The organism is Streptomyces sp. NPDC002513, assembly GCF_053595355.1.
Window position 1 is genome coordinate 37,293 of the sequence record NZ_JBSFXK010000052.1, and the last position, 13,427, is coordinate 50,719.

General features: G+C 71.6%; 15 protein-coding genes and 1 pseudogene. 7 read left to right on the top strand and 9 right to left on the bottom strand.

The window, feature by feature from the left end; all coding sequences use genetic code 11:
• The first annotated feature begins 159 nt into the window (after nt 1-159).
• Together ACWD5Q_RS27365 and ACWD5Q_RS27370 are read left to right on the top strand one after the other, a co-directional pair.
• Nucleotides 160-822 (top strand): phosphatase PAP2 family protein, encoded by a 663-nt coding sequence (locus ACWD5Q_RS27365; RefSeq protein ID WP_451429710.1) that lies wholly within the window; start codon nt 160-162, stop codon nt 820-822.
• A gap of 12 nt (nt 823-834) precedes the next feature.
• Complete coding sequence (locus tag ACWD5Q_RS27370) at nt 835-1,524, top strand: DedA family protein (protein WP_451429711.1); 690 nt, start codon at nt 835-837, stop codon at nt 1,522-1,524.
• Between the two features lie 85 nt (nt 1,525-1,609).
• On the opposite strand, the gene ACWD5Q_RS27375 is transcribed toward ACWD5Q_RS27370, so the two are convergent.
• The 3 genes from ACWD5Q_RS27375 to ACWD5Q_RS27385 all read right to left on the bottom strand — a co-directional run bounded on the left by ACWD5Q_RS27375 (nt 1,610) and on the right by ACWD5Q_RS27385 (nt 3,523).
• Nucleotides 1,610-2,545: a M56 family metallopeptidase gene (locus ACWD5Q_RS27375; protein ID WP_451429712.1), complete on the bottom strand. Its 936-nt coding sequence runs from the start codon at nt 2,543-2,545 to the stop codon at nt 1,610-1,612.
• Between the two features lie 3 nt (nt 2,546-2,548).
• A complete protein-coding gene (locus ACWD5Q_RS27380; RefSeq protein WP_451429713.1) occupies nt 2,549-2,941 on the bottom strand; it encodes a BlaI/MecI/CopY family transcriptional regulator in 393 nt (130 codons plus the stop codon).
• A 216-nt stretch (nt 2,942-3,157) separates the two neighbouring features.
• Nucleotides 3,158-3,523: an MmcQ/YjbR family DNA-binding protein gene (locus ACWD5Q_RS27385; protein ID WP_451429723.1), complete on the bottom strand. Its 366-nt coding sequence runs from the start codon at nt 3,521-3,523 to the stop codon at nt 3,158-3,160.
• Between the two features lie 327 nt (nt 3,524-3,850).
• Between ACWD5Q_RS27385 and ACWD5Q_RS27390 the strand changes: the two genes are divergently transcribed.
• From ACWD5Q_RS27390 to ACWD5Q_RS27400, 3 genes are all read left to right on the top strand, one after another.
• Entirely contained in the window at nt 3,851-5,329 is a 1,479-nt protein-coding gene (locus ACWD5Q_RS27390) for a DUF2252 domain-containing protein (RefSeq protein WP_451429714.1), read from the top strand.
• 136 nt (nt 5,330-5,465) lie between these two features.
• On the top strand, nt 5,466-6,434 hold the full coding sequence (locus tag ACWD5Q_RS27395) for a hypothetical protein (protein ID WP_451429715.1): 969 nt from the start codon (nt 5,466-5,468) through the stop codon (nt 6,432-6,434).
• An 87-nt stretch (nt 6,435-6,521) separates the two neighbouring features.
• Nucleotides 6,522-6,851, top strand: coding sequence for a rhodanese-like domain-containing protein (locus ACWD5Q_RS27400; RefSeq protein ID WP_451429724.1), 330 nt, complete (start codon nt 6,522-6,524; stop codon nt 6,849-6,851).
• Nucleotides 6,852-6,981: 130 nt separating this feature from the next.
• On the opposite strand, the pseudogene ACWD5Q_RS27405 reads toward ACWD5Q_RS27400, so the two are convergent.
• The 6 genes and pseudogenes from ACWD5Q_RS27405 to paaA all read right to left on the bottom strand — a co-directional run.
• Nucleotides 6,982-7,134 (bottom strand): annotated as a pseudogene (locus tag ACWD5Q_RS27405) (acyl-CoA dehydrogenase family protein); the annotation flags it as partial.
• Nucleotides 7,135-7,251: 117 nt separating this feature from the next.
• Nucleotides 7,252-8,316 carry a 2Fe-2S iron-sulfur cluster-binding protein gene (locus ACWD5Q_RS27410; RefSeq protein WP_451429716.1) on the bottom strand — a complete coding sequence of 355 codons (1,065 nt, stop codon included), beginning with the start codon at nt 8,314-8,316 and terminating at the stop codon, nt 7,252-7,254.
• Entirely contained in the window at nt 8,316-8,888 is a 573-nt protein-coding gene (gene paaD / locus ACWD5Q_RS27415; RefSeq protein ID WP_451429717.1) for a 1,2-phenylacetyl-CoA epoxidase subunit PaaD, read from the bottom strand. The genes ACWD5Q_RS27410 and paaD overlap by 1 nt, the downstream gene beginning before the upstream one ends.
• Nucleotides 8,882-9,601, bottom strand: a complete 720-nt coding sequence (gene paaC, locus ACWD5Q_RS27420) for a 1,2-phenylacetyl-CoA epoxidase subunit PaaC (protein WP_451429718.1) — start codon at nt 9,599-9,601, stop codon at nt 8,882-8,884. Before paaC ends, paaD begins: the two co-directional genes overlap by 7 nt.
• Nucleotides 9,598-9,885 (bottom strand): 1,2-phenylacetyl-CoA epoxidase subunit PaaB, encoded by a 288-nt coding sequence (gene paaB / locus ACWD5Q_RS27425; protein WP_451429719.1) that lies wholly within the window; start codon nt 9,883-9,885, stop codon nt 9,598-9,600. Before paaB ends, paaC begins: the two co-directional genes overlap by 4 nt.
• 2 nt (nt 9,886-9,887) lie before the next feature.
• Nucleotides 9,888-10,940, bottom strand: coding sequence for a 1,2-phenylacetyl-CoA epoxidase subunit PaaA (paaA, locus tag ACWD5Q_RS27430; protein ID WP_451429720.1), 1,053 nt, complete (start codon nt 10,938-10,940; stop codon nt 9,888-9,890).
• 310 nt (nt 10,941-11,250) lie between these two features.
• Between paaA and ACWD5Q_RS27435 the strand changes: the two genes are divergently transcribed.
• On the top strand, nt 11,251-12,090 hold the full coding sequence (locus ACWD5Q_RS27435) for a DUF5819 family protein (RefSeq protein WP_451429721.1): 840 nt from the start codon (nt 11,251-11,253) through the stop codon (nt 12,088-12,090).
• Nucleotides 12,087-13,310, top strand: coding sequence for an HTTM domain-containing protein (locus tag ACWD5Q_RS27440; protein ID WP_451429722.1), 1,224 nt, complete (start codon nt 12,087-12,089; stop codon nt 13,308-13,310). The genes ACWD5Q_RS27435 and ACWD5Q_RS27440 overlap by 4 nt, the downstream gene beginning before the upstream one ends.
• Nucleotides 13,311-13,427 lie beyond the last annotated feature (117 nt).

A 13,427-nucleotide genomic window follows, 5' to 3' on the forward strand; every position in this document is an offset into this window, starting at 1 on the left:
TATGTAGTAGATTTGCCGGGCAGTCACCTTCACGTCGCTGCGATATCACCAGCATGCCATCGCGGAGGCGGGAGCCGGCCGACGGCGCGGGCCCCAACCCCCTCGCCCCGTGCTGACCCCGTACTCACACGACGTGCTCATACGGAAGGACGTCTCGCTATGACCGCGGCCGCCACCGCGCAACTGGCCTTCGACGGATCCGGCATCGACGGCTCGTTGTTCACCTCCGTCACGGACTTCGCCCGCGACACCACATGGCTCAACACCCCCATGGAGGTGTGGACCAACCTCGGCCTGGGTGTCTTCGCGGTACTCATGGCCATGGGCTGGTGGACCGCGCGCCGCCGCGGCACGCAGGCCATGACCGTCGCGCTGGCCGCACCGGTCGCCGTCATGACCGCCTTCGCCGCCGCCGAGGTCGTCAAGAAGATCGTGGCCGAGGCGCGGCCCTGCCGGTCGATGCCCCACGCCTACATCGTCGACGCCTGCCCCGCGCCCTCCGACTACGCCTTCCCCAGCGGGCACAGCACCGTCGCCGCCGCGACCGTGGCCGCCCTGTTCCTGCTGGACCGCCGCCTGACCGCCATCGCCGCGGTGTTCGCCGTGGTGGAAGGCTTCACCCGGGTCTACGTCGGGGCCCACTACCCGCACGACGTGCTCGGTTCCGTGCTCCTCGCGCTGCCCGTCGCCCTCCTCACCAGCCTTGCGCTGCGCCGCTGGGCCACTCCCCTGGTCGCGGCGGCCGGCCGCGGGGCGCTGCGCCCGCTGCTCACCGCCGAACCGGGCGTCGCCACGCAGCCCGCCCGGCAGCTCCGTCCCTGACAGCGATCCGCGATGACCACACCCCCACTGCCGGGCGTACTCGCCGACCTCGCTCCTGTCCTTGACCATGGGGGCTACGCGGCGGTCGGCGGTCTGCTCTTCCTGGAGGACTTCGGCGTACCGGTCCCCGGGGAGACCGTGCTGATCGCAGCCGCCGTGTACGCGGGGGCGGGGCGGCTGAACGTGGTCGCGGTCGTGATGATCGCGGTGATCGCGGCCGTCTGCGGCGACAACCTCGGCTATGTCATCGGCCGTTACGGCGGCCACCGACTCGTGACGCGGTTCGGCCGCTACGTCCTGCTCACCCCCGCGCGCGTCGCCAAGGCCGAGGCGTTCTTCACCCGGCACGGCGGCAAGGTCATCACGGTCGCCCGCTTCATCGAGGGCCTGCGCCAGGCCAACGGCATCATCGCCGGGCTCAGCGAGATGCCCTGGCGCCGGTTCCTGGCCTTCAACACCCTTGGCGCGGTGGTGTGGGTGGGCACCTGGACAACACTTGGCTACCTCGCCGGCGACCACATCGGCACCCTCTACCCGGCCATCCAGCGCTACGAGCTGTACCTGCTCGCCGCGGCGGCCGTCGTACCGGCCGTCGCGGCAGCGCGCCACCTGATCCACCGCCGTACCACTTCGGCGTCGCAGTCCTCTCCCGCCCCGGACGACTCTCCCGCCCCGGACGACCAGGACTCCTCAGCCGCCTGATCCCCCGCCCGCCGCCGCGCCGCCGGCCCTCAGTTCGTGCTGCACCGCGCGAACGGTCCGCAGGTCGCGGGGCGCGCCGAATCCGTCACCGCGTCCGCAGCCGCGCCGCGGCGGCATGGGCGTGCATCGCGGCCTCGAACAGCCGCTCCGTGTCGTGCGCCGTGACGGCCAGGCTCGCGCAACAGGCCGCCATCAGCACCGCGAACGCCGCCGTCGCACCGTTGCGACGAGGCATCGGCGGGGCCAGCAGCGCCCGCACGCGCTGCGGTACCGGCCCGCCGGTGGCGGACAGCGCCGCCTGCCTGGCCCGGCTCGACGCCAGGGCTGCCCGCGCTATCGCCCGGGCGACCAGCGGCCGGTCCGCCACCACAGCAGCGGCGTCCTCGTCCGCCCACCGCTCCACCGCGAACGCTCCGGCCCGCTCCAGCGGCCGCAGCAACGGATTGACCACCGCTGCCAGATGCAGCACCAGCGAGAACAGATGGTGCCGATGCCGCAAGTGCGCCCGCTCGTGAGCGAGCAGGGCCCGCCGCTCCGGCGCGTCCAGCAGCCGCAGCATCCCGGAGGAGACCACCACCCGCCCCGGCATGCCGAGCACGGCGAACGCCGTCGGGACCGGATCATCGACCACGGCCAGGTCCCCGCCTGCCGCAATGTGCCGGCACTCTCGCCACACGCCGACCAGCGCCCGCCCCCGGCGCCAGGACGCCACCGTCACGCTGCCCAAGACGATCAGCACCACACCGGCGCACACCGCGGCGACCTTCCGGTTCACCGGGTCCTCCGCCGCCAGCACACTCACCGACCACGGTCCTTGCGCTGCCACCAGCGGCACCTGCCCTATCGCGGTGAACGCCAGGATCGCCAGCTCGGTCAGCCACGTGCCGGCCGCCACGACAGCCGAGCACACCATCGCCCATGCCCCCGCACGCGGCGGCATCCTACGCCCCGCCCACGGCGCCACCAGCGCCAGTACCGCACTCACCAGCAGCGGCAGATACATCGGCACCGGCCAGAACACGCCTCACCCCCGGGCAGAGGAGTCACCGTGCAACAACTGCTCCAGCAACTGCTCGTCCTCCGTCGACAGCTCCGACACGAACCGGGCCAGCACCGCCGCACGGTCCCCGCCATCGTCCAGCAGCGAGTGCATCCCCGCCGCCGCGAGCCCAGCCTGGTCGTCCACAGGCGCATACACATGGCTGCGCCCCTCCCGCTGCCGGGTCACCAACCCCTTGTCGCACAGCCGCGTCAGGATCGTCAGCACCGTCGTGTACGCAGCGCCGGTCACCCCTTCCTGGACCACTGCTGCCGTCACCGGTCCGCCGGCCGCCCACAGGGCCGCCAGTACCTCCCCCTCGAGTTCACCCCGCGCACGCCGCCGGGCCTCCCCCCGGCCGTCCTTACCGCCCGTCACCCGGCACCTCCTTTTCTCTCCCCGCCAGCAGGACTGCCTTCTACCCGTTCAAGCTACTACGAGACGTAGAAAAGCGACCATCTCGAAGGGTGAGCCATCAGGTGATGACAAATGGGTCCCCGCCATGACGTCCGTCACCGCAGGGACCCGCTTCTCGTCCCGCCTGAGGTATCTCCCGTGCCGGGATCAGCGGTACGTGCTTGCGGGCCCGTTCGCTCAGGCACGGTCGAGACGCAGACGCGCGGCCCGTGGCAGGCCCGCGACGACCAGGTCGTAGGAGTCCTCGATGAGTTCTTGGACCAGACGGTCCGGCAGCCCGCCGTCCGCCGTCACCGTGTTCCAGTGGCGCTTGTTCATGTGCCATCCCGGGACGATCAGTCCCGCGTGCTCACCGCGCAGCCGCAGCGCGTCCTCCGGGTCGCACTTCAGGTTCACGGTCAGCGGACGCGTGTCCAGTCTCGTCAGGGCGAAGGCCTTGCCCTCCACCTTGAAGACGGAAAGCTCCTGGGAAGAGGGGAAGGGGAACTCCTCCACGGTCGCGTTGAAGGAAAGGCAGAGGGACCGCAACTGGTCGGGGGTCAATCCGGACTCTCCTTCGTCCTCGGCGGCAGGGCCTGCCCGCTCGCTGAGACCGGAACCGGGACCGGGCGTGAGCGTGAGCGCCTGGCAGAACGTCACCTGCCCATTGGACCACGCCCGGCCGAAAGGCACCGGGACGCGGCTGCGCGCGAGGCAGTGGGCAACCACGCACATGCGTGGGAAGCCACACCCGATCCTCTACACGGCACAGGGCGGCCACAGGGCGGCCCACAGCGCGCGAACGGGCTCTGACCAGGTTGTCCACAACCGCGAAGTTGTCCACAGGGTCTGACGCTCCCCGTCCACCGGCTGTACGGTCATTCGCAGTTGATGTTCGTACAGCTGCAAGGACAGCGGGCAACGGGGGAGGCGGTCGCTGTGACCGAGACCGGCACGGTGACGGGAGCGGCGCTGCCGCCGCAGACAAGCAGGATCGCCACGGTGCGGGGCTTCGCACGATGGCCCGCACCGGAATCACCCAAGGACAAGGGCAAGGCACTGCGCGCACGGATACGGCGCCGCGCGCACGCCGAGCTCGTGATGGACGCCGACCGCCCCGACGCGGTCACCGCCGTCGAGGAGTCCCACCACGGCCGCCTCCCCGAACTCACCCCCCTGCGCGTCGGCAGAATGGCCGCCACCCCCTTCACGTTCCTGCGCGGCTCGGCCGGCCTCATGGCCTACGACCTCGCCCGCACCCCGACGACGGGCATCCGCGCCCAGATCTGCGGCGACGCCCACGCGGCCAACTTCGGACTCTACGGAGACGCCCGCGGCGGCCTCGTCATCGACCTGAACGACTTCGACGAGACGGTCCACGGCCCCTGGGAATGGGACCTCAAGCGCCTCACCGCATCACTGGTCCTCGCCGGCCGCGAGGCCGGAGCCGACGAGGACACCTGCCGGGCAGCGGCCCGGGACGCGGCCGGCGCCTACCGCCGCACGATGCGCCTGCTGGCCAGACTCCCCGTCCTGGACGCGTGGAACGCGATCGCGGACGAGGAACTGGTCTCCCACACGGACGCCCACGACCTGCTCGGCACCCTGGAGAGAGTCTCCGAGAAGGCACGGGCCAACACGAGCGGACGGTTCGCGGCGAAGTCGACCGAGCCGGTCGACGACGGCGGCCGCCGCTTCGTGGACGCACCACCGGTGCTGCGCCGCATACCGGACGCGGAGGCGGCGGCGGTCGCCGCATCGCTGGAGCACTATCTGACGACCCTGTCCGAGGACCGCCTCCCGCTGCTCGGGCGCTACGCGGTGCACGACGTGGCGTTCCGCGTGGTCGGCACGGGCAGTGTCGGCACCCGCTCATACGTGGTGCTGCTCCTCGACCACCGCGGCGAACCGCTGGTCCTCCAGGTCAAGGAGGCCCGCCCGTCCGCCCTGATCCCGCATCTGGCGACGGCCGGCCACCCGGTGCCGGAGACGGAGCACGAGGGTCGCCGGGTCGTCCTCGGCCAGAAGCGGATGCAGGTCGTCAGTGACATCCTGCTGGGCTGGACATCGGTGGACGGACTCCCCTACCAGGTACGGCAGTTCCGCAACCGCAAGGGCAGCGTCGACCCCGCAGCGCTGGCCGCAGAGCAGATCGACGACTACGCCCGCATGACCGGAGCGCTGCTGGCCCGCGCGCACAGCCACAGCGCCGACCCGCGTCTGATCGCGGGCTACTGCGGTAAGAACGAGGAGCTGGACGAGGCGATCGCCGCGTTCGCCGTGGCCTACGCGGACCGCACGGAGGCGGACCACGCGGCGCTGGTGACGGCGGTGCGCAGTGGGCGTGTGGCGGGGGAGATGGGGGTCTGAAGCTTTGAAGGGGGCGGGGAGGGAGGGGGAGGGGGGAGGGGGAGGGGAGCCCCCTGACACTGCGGCGATCTGCTTGCAGGCCCCGGACCCCGACAGACCCCGCAGGCCTCCTCCCCCCGTGTCATACGCTGGTGAGGTGACGACGCCCGAAGCCGAGCAGAGCGAGTCTGTGTCCGCTGCCGAGGAGCCGCTCGCCGAGGGCGCCGGTTCCGGGTCAGCCCTGGGGGCCGCGGCGGCTGGTTCCGCCTCCGGAGAAGCCGTGGCAACCGGTGAGGACCGCGCCGGTTTTGATGGGGCCGCAGCGACCGGTGAGGACGGCGGCGGGTCCGGTCCGCGGCCCGAGGAGCGGCTGGAGCAAGCCGTGCGGGTTGCCGAGCAGGCGTTGATCGAGTACGAGATCGCCGTGGAGACCTTCCGCGTCGAGGTGGAGAACTTCTCGCGGCTGCACCACCAGAAGCTGGGGCCCATGTACGCACGCCTCGACGAGCTGGAGGCCGAGATCGCCGAGGCGCTCGCCGCCCGGAGCGGGGACCCGCAGGACATCCGGCGCGCTCACGAGGCTCGGGCCCGGGTCATGCCGATGCCGGATGTCGAGGAGCTGTTCCATGGCTGGATGGACTCCGACGGGCTGTTCCCGGAGGCCCAGGCGATGCTCACGGACCAGCCCGTGCGGCCCCCGCAGCGCGTGCGCCCGAGCGAGGAGGCCCGCAGGCTGTACCGCGAGCTGGCCCGCAGGGCGCACCCCGACCTGGCTCAGGACGAGGCCGAACGCAAGCGGCGCGACGAGTTCATCTCCCGGGTCAACACCGCGTACGCGCGTGGTGACGAGGCGCAGCTCCGCGAACTCTCCGAGGAGTGGGCCGCCGGTCCCGTCCCCGAGGAGCGCAGGCCGAGCCCCGGTGAGGAGCTGTATGCCCGCCTGGAGTGGCTCGCCCGGCGCAGGGATCTGCTGGCGCTGGTGGCCCAGGAGCTGGAGGAGAGCGCGATCGGCTCGATGCTGCGGTTGTCCCCCGACGACCCTGACGGGCTTTTGAACGAGATCGCCGAACAGCTGCTGGCCCAGGTCGGGCAGAAGGAAGCCGAGCTGGCGGCGCTGCGCGGCTGATCCGCTGGGTGCGGCCGGGGGAAGCGGGGCCGGGGCGGGTGCGTGCCCTCGTCGGGTAGCGTCGGGGGTATGCATTTCGGAACTGGTGTGCCCACGGTCGAGGTCGCGGACCTCAAGGACGACGACTTCCTGCTGGACGTCCGGGAGGACGACGAGTGGCAGGCGGGTCACGTGGAGGGGGCGCTGCACATCCCCCTCAGCGAGTTCGTCGCCCGGTACGGTGAGTTCACCCAGGCCGCGCCGCAGGACGGCCGGGTCCATGTGATCTGCCGTTCCGGTGGGCGCTCGGCCCAGGTGGCGATGTACCTGGTGCAGCAGGGTGTCGATGCGGTGAACGTCGACGGTGGCATGCAGGTCTGGGCCGCCGAGGGCCGTCCCGTCGTGGATGCCAAGGGTGAGCCGGGCTTCGTCCTGTAGCTCCGGGAGCGGGTTCCGCTGGGCGCGGAGCAGGCTTCCGGGCCGGTCATCCCAGGGGTGCGCCGCCGGCAGGTCGCCCAGGGCTTCCTCGTGTGCCGCCGCGGGGCCGAGTGCGACCACCGCGAGTTGCCGCGAGCGGTGTCCACAGCGTTCGGTCGAAGTCGTCGGCGACGGCGCCCGGGACCGGTGCGGGGCTGGGTACTCCGTCCGGTGCGACCCCGGCGAACGGGGCCTTCGCCGTTTCGAGTGCCGCCTGCTGCTCCTCGCTGAAGGTGAGGTCCACGGTCTGTCCTCCCGGCGGCTCCGCTGATCTGACGGAGCGTCAAGGTGGAACAGCTTCTATGGGAAGGGAACGGTCCGGGGTCGTCGAGCGGCACTGGTTGCGCCGGTGCCGGCCCGCTCACCGGTCGAAGTCCAGCTCCACCTTCTCCGTGACCGGGTGCGACTGGCACGCCAGCACGTATCCCGCGTCCGTCTCCTCGGACTCCAGCGCGAAGTTGCGGTCCATGCGCACCTCGCCCGAGACCAGGAAGGCCCGGCAGGTTCCGCACACTCCGCCCTTGCAGGCGTAGGGGGCGTCGGGTCGGTTGCGCAGGACCGTCTCCAGCAGCGATTCGCCGTCGTGGACCGGCCAGGTGCCGCCGCGTCCGTCGAGCCGGGCGGTCACCGTGCTGTGTGCGGGAATCGGTGCGGGCGGTGTGACCGCGGCGCCCGCGTCCACGTGGAAGATCTCCTCGTGGATACGTGCCCGCGGCACCCGGAGCCCGCGCAGTGCCCGCTCCGCCGACTGCACCAGTCCGAACGGTCCGCACAGGAACCAGCCGGCGACCTCGTCCACCGGAAGCAGCGCCGGAAGCAGCCCGGACAGCCGGTCCTCGTCGAGCCGGCCGGTCGGCAGTCCCGCCTGCTGCTCCTCCCGGGAGAGCACCGTGACCAGCTGGAACCGCTCGGGGAATCGGTCTTTCAGGTCGGCGACCTCCTCCAGGAACATCGTGGAGGCGGATGTCCGGTCGCTGCGTATGAGGCAGAACCGGGCGCGGGGCTCCCGTGCCAGCAGGGTGGACACGATGGACAGCAGGGGGGTGATCCCGCTGCCGCCGACGATCGCCGCGTACATCCCGGGCGCGGGCTCCAGCGTGAACCGTCCCGCCGGGGTCATCACCTCCAGCTCGTCGCCGACGGCGATCTCCTTGAGCGCGTAGGTGGAGAAGGCGCCTCCGTCCACCAGCCGGACCCCGACCCGCAGGGTGTGCGGACCCTCGTCGTCCGGTGCCGGTGCGGGGGAGCAGATCGAGTACGTACGCCGGACCTCCGTGTCGTCGACGGTGCGGCGCAGGGCGAGGTGCTGGCCGGGTGTGTGCCGGTACTCCTCGCGCAGTGCGGGCGGCACCGCGAAGGTCAGGGCCACGGAGTCGTCGGTGAGCCGGTCGACGGCGGCCACGGGGAGCGGGTGGAACCGGGCCATCACAGCTCCTTGAAGTGGTCGAAGGGCTCACGGCAGGCGAGACAGCGGCGCAGCGCCTTGCACGCGGTGGACGAGAAGCGGCTGAGCAGCTCGGTCTCGGCGGATCCGCAGAAGGGGCAGCGCACGGGTTCCTGGGGTCCGGGGGCGCTCGTGGCGGTGTTCGGGGCGCCGGCTTCCCGGGAGGCCTCGGCCGTGCGGGTGGGGCCGAGTTCCAGGGGCACGGGCCCGGATGCCGGCAGCGCGCGCGGTGGTGCTATCCCGAACTCCCTCAGCTTGCGGCGGCCTTCGTCGGAGATGTCGTCCGTCGACCAGGCGGGGGTGAGCACCGTGCGCACCACGACATGGGGTACGCCGTGTTCGTGGAGTACGCGCTCTATGTCCAGGGCCATCGCCTCGATCGCGGGGCATCCCGTGTACGTCGGGGTGAGTTCGACCTCCACCGCGTCCGGGCCGTGCACATGGACGGCCCGCAGGACGCCCAGTTCCTCCAGGGTGAGTACGGGCAGCTCGGGGTCGGGGACCGAGCCGGCGAGTCGGCGCAGTTCCTCTTCGAGGGCTGTGGCCGTCACCATGACGCCCCCGGGTGGCTGCGGTGCAGATGCTGCATCTCGGCGAGCATCCGTCCGAAGGGTTCGGTGTGCAGTCCCTGTCGGCCGGCGCCCGCGGTCCATGCCCCGGACTGCGGTCCTTCGGGCAGGGTCAGGGTGGCGCGGCGCAGGATGTCTCCGATCGAGTCCAGCCAGGCCGTCCTCATCCCCGTCCAGTCGGCGTCCAGTCCTTCGACGGGCTGGAACATCTCCCCCGTGAACCGCCACAGGGCCTGGCAGGCGCGCTGCATCCGCTCGTGACTGACGTTCGTGCCGTCGCCGAGCCGCAGTGTCCACTGTTCGGCGTGGTCCTGGTGGTAGGCGACCTCTTTGACCGCCTTGGCGGCGAGGCCGGTGAACTCGCTGTCCGCGGCGGCCAGGTGTGTGTACAGAAGCCGCTGGTAGGTGGAGAAGTAGAGCTGGCGGGCGATGGTGTGCGCGAAGTCGCCGTTGGGCTGCTCCACCAGTTGGAGGTTGCGGAAGGCGCGTTCCTCGCGGAGGTAGGCGAGTTGGTCCTCGTCGCCGGCCATGGACAGCAGCACCCGGGCCTGGCCCAGAAGGTCCAGGGCGATGTTGGCGAGCGCCACTTCCTCTTCGAGTGCGGGTGCGTGGCCCGCCCACTCCCCCAGGCGGTGCGAGAGCACCAGGGCGTCGTCGCCGAGGGCCAGGGCGGCCGTGGTGTGCCGGGTGACGGTCACAGGTGCTTCACCCCTTCCGGGATCTCGTAGAAGGTGGGGTGCCGGTAGGGCTTGTCGGCGGAGGGTTCGAAGAAGGGGTCCTTCTCGTCCGGCGAGGAGGCGGTGATCGCGGCGGACGGTACGACCCAGATCGAGACTCCCTCGCCGCGCCGGGTGTACAGGTCGCGTGCGTTGCGCAGGGCCAGTTCGGCGTCCGGGGCGTGCAGGCTGCCGGCGTGGGTGTGCGAGAGGCCTCGGCGGGAGCGCACGAAGACCTCCCACAGCGGCCACTGTTCGGTCGTCATGGTCACGCCTTTCCGTTTTCTTCGGTCTTGTCCGTCGATGGTCCGCCGGCTGTCCGCGCGTGCTCGTCGGCCGTGCCCGTCCCGTGGTGCTTGGCCGCGTACGCCGCGGCCGCGTCCCGTACCCAGGCGCCCTCGTCGTGTGCCTGCCTGCGCTGGGTCAGCCGCTGCTCGTTGCAGGGGCCGTTGCCCTTGAGGACGTCCCGGAACTCGGTCCAGTCGATGGGCCCGAAGTCGTGGTGCCCGCGCTCCTCGTTCCAGACGAGGTCCGGGTCGGGGAGGGTGAGGCCCAGTGACTCGGCCTGGGGGACGCAGATGTCCACGAAGCGCTGGCGCAGTTCGTCGTTCGAGTGCCGTTTGATCTTCCAGGCCATCGACTGCGCGGAGTGCGCCGACTCGTCGTCGGGCGGGCCGAACATCATCAGGGACGGCCACCACCAGCGGTTCACCGCGTCCTGCGCCATCGCGTGCTGTTCCGGTGTGCCGTGGCTGAGGGCCATCAGCAGCTCGTATCCCTGGCGCTGGTGGAAGGACTCCTCCTTGCAGATGCGGACCATGGCGCGTGCGTAGGGGCCGTAGGAGCAGCGGCACAGGGGGACCTGGTTGGTGATGGCGGCGCCGTCCACCAGCCAGCCGATGGCGCCGACGTCCGCCCAGGTCAGCGTGGGGTAGTTGAAGATCGAGGAGTATTTCTGGCGGCCTGTGTGGAGCTTGTCGAGCAGTTCGTCGCGGCTGGTGCCGAGCGTTTCCGCCGCGCTGTACAGGTACAGCCCGTGGCCTGCCTCGTCCTGGACCTTGGCCATCAGGATCGCCTTGCGGCGCAGGGAGGGTGCGCGGGTGATCCAGTTGGCTTCCGGCTGCATGCCGATGATTTCGGAGTGCGCGTGCTGGGCGATCTGCCGGATCAGGGTGGAGCGGTAGGCGTCGGGCATCCAGTCGCGCGGCTCGATGCGCTCGTCGGCGGCGACGGCGGCGTCGAAGCCGGCCTCGTAGGCCGCCGTGTCCGCCGGTGCCGTGTCGTCCGCGCGGGGCGTCCGGTGCGCTGCTGCTGTCGCCATGCGATCCCCCTCCACCACTCTCGCCCGACCGATCGTTCGGTCGTGTCAGTTCAATGGTGGGACGTGGCGCCGTAGGGTGTCAACCGCTGTGGACAACCTCCGGGCAGCCGTCCGGTCACTGTTCCGGATGCGCTGTGCGGGGCGGGTGGGCCTGAGTACCGTTCCCGTGCACGCCGTGCGGTGCCCGGCGGCCGTGCGGTGCTGCGAACGGGTGCGGCGGCCGGCTCGGCCCGCGACCAGGACGGTCGCCGGACAGGGCCCGCGGCATGGGACGGCACCGAGGGCACGAAAGCTCGGGAGACGGGGCGGGATGGACGCGTACGACGAGGGACCGGACGCCCGGCGGGAACAGCCGGGCGACCAGGGCGGACCGGTGTCCCCCCTGCCCGCGGGCGACGCCCGCGACGTACCCGAGGAGACCGCGGGGGCGGGGGAACGTCCGGCGGCGGCCGCGAGCGCGAGAGAGCCGCAGGAGCCCGCGCCGGACCCTGCGGCCGCGCGCACCGGCGTCGGAGCCCTCTCCCTGCCCTACCGGATGGCCGCCGCGCTGGCGCTCGCGGTCGTCGCCGTCGCCGCCTGTGTGCACCTGGGCATGGTGTTCCTGCATGTCGCGCCCGCGAACGTCGTCACGAAGCAGCACGCCAAGGCGATCGACCGGTGGATCTACCCCGAGTTCGAGCAGAACTGGAAACTGTTCGCGCCCAACCCGCTGCAACAGAACATCCACGTCCAGGCACGGGCCGAACTGCGCACCGGGGACGGCGGCCTCCGGACGACGGGCTGGTACGACCTGTCCGCGCTCGACGGTGCCGCCATCGACGGCAACCTGCTGCCGAGCCACACCCAGCAGAACGAACTGCGCCGCGCCTGGGACTTCTACGTCGTCTCGCACGACGGCCAGAACCGTTCCGTGGGCCTGCGCGGCGCCCTGTCCGAGGACTATCTCCGCCGGGTCGTCGTGCTGCGTCTCGGCCGCGAGCACGCGGCCGGGCGCGGCGAGAGCGTCGAGAGCGTCCAGGTCCGGTCCCGCACCACCAATGTGCCGCCCCCGAAGTGGAGCGGCGAGCGGATCAGCACGGCACCCGTGTACCGGCAACTGTCCTGGTGGCTGCTGCCGGACGCCGAGCAGGCGGGGGCGAGCGCCCGATGAACCGGTTCGCCGTGTCCGTCTCGCGCGGTATCGCCCGCGTCACCGACGCCGCCCTCGGCCCGTACCAGACCGCGGTCGTCCGCATCGGCTTCGCCGCCACCTGGCTGCTGTTCCTGCTGCGCGAGCTGCCGCACCGCCAGGAGCTGTACGGGCCCGACGGCCCCTGGAGCTGGGACCTGGCCCGGCAGCTGATCGCGGACAACCACGCCTTCACGGTCCTGATGTGGTCCGACGGCCAGGTGTGGTTCGAGACCGTGTACGCCCTCGCCCTGCTGTCGAGCGCCCTGCTGCTGGTCGGCTGGCGCACCCGCACGATGTCGGTGCTGTTCATGGTGGGCGTGCTGTCGCTGCAGAACCGCAGCGTCTTCATGGGCGACGGCGGTGACAACGTCATCCACCTGATGGCGATCTACCTGGTGTTCACGCGCTGCGGGCAGGTGTGGTCGCTGGACGAGCGGCGTGCCCGGCGGGCCGGTGCGGCACGCGCGCGTGGTCAGGTGCCGCGGCCCGATCGGGCGGGCCCCGCCCTGTGGGTCGTGCTCGGTCTCGTGCTGGCCCTGGCGACGGGCGCGGGCTGGATCAGCGGTGCCTGGTCCGTCGTGTTCTGGGGGCTGTGGGCCGTGCAGGGTCTGTGGTGGTACGTCGGCCGGCGTGCCCCTCATGCGCAAGCGCGCAACCTGCTGGACGTCGTCGCCAACCTCGTCCACAACGCCGCCCTGCTCGTGATCATGGCGGAGGCGTGTCTGATCTACTCGGCCGCCGGCTGGTACAAGATCCAGGGATCGCGCTGGCAGGACGGCACCGCGGTCTACTACCCGCTCCATATCGACTACTTCTCGCCCTGGCCCGCCCTGTCCGACCTGTTGTCCGCGCACGGTGTGACCGTGCTGCTGGTGACGTACGGCACGGTCGCCGCGCAGGTCGCGTTCCCGTTCACGCTGTTCAACCGGCGGGTGAAGAACGTCCTGCTGGCGGTCATGATGACCGAGCACGCGGTGATCGCCGTGCTGCTCGGGCTGCCCTTCTTCTCACTCGCCATGATCGCCGCCGACGCCGTGTTCCTGCCGACGTCCTTCCTGCGGCGGCTGGGCGGCTGGGCGGCACGCGCGCGTGAACGGCTCGCGGGGCCCCGCGCCCGGCTTCCGCTGCCCCGCCCGCGCGGACCCCGGCCGCCCGCCGAGGAGCCGGCCGACCAGCCACAGGCGAGCCCGGCGGCATGAGCCGCCCGGCGGTCCGGCCCGACGGCGCCTGTCCCTACGGGCCGCGCCGCGGGCCCACGGCGCCACCAGCGCCAGTACCGCACTCACCAGCAGCGGCAGATACATCGGCACCGGCCA

Coding starts and splice junctions, on each gene's coding strand:
- ACWD5Q_RS27365 (WP_451429710.1), top strand. CDS start 160: ATGACCGCGGCCGCCACCGCGCAACTGGCCTTCGACGGATCCGGCATC.
- ACWD5Q_RS27370 (WP_451429711.1), top strand. CDS start 835: ATGACCACACCCCCACTGCCGGGCGTACTCGCCGACCTCGCTCCTGTC.
- ACWD5Q_RS27390 (WP_451429714.1), top strand. CDS start 3,851: ATGTTCGTACAGCTGCAAGGACAGCGGGCAACGGGGGAGGCGGTCGCT.
- ACWD5Q_RS27410 (WP_451429716.1), bottom strand. CDS start 8,316: ATGGCCCGGTTCCACCCGCTCCCCGTGGCCGCCGTCGACCGGCTCACC.
- paaD (WP_451429717.1), bottom strand. CDS start 8,888: ATGGTGACGGCCACAGCCCTCGAAGAGGAACTGCGCCGACTCGCCGGC.
- paaB (WP_451429719.1), bottom strand. CDS start 9,885: ATGACGACCGAACAGTGGCCGCTGTGGGAGGTCTTCGTGCGCTCCCGC.
- paaA (WP_451429720.1), bottom strand. CDS start 10,940: ATGGCGACAGCAGCAGCGCACCGGACGCCCCGCGCGGACGACACGGCA.
- ACWD5Q_RS27435 (WP_451429721.1), top strand. CDS start 11,251: ATGGACGCGTACGACGAGGGACCGGACGCCCGGCGGGAACAGCCGGGC.
- ACWD5Q_RS27440 (WP_451429722.1), top strand. CDS start 12,087: ATGAACCGGTTCGCCGTGTCCGTCTCGCGCGGTATCGCCCGCGTCACC.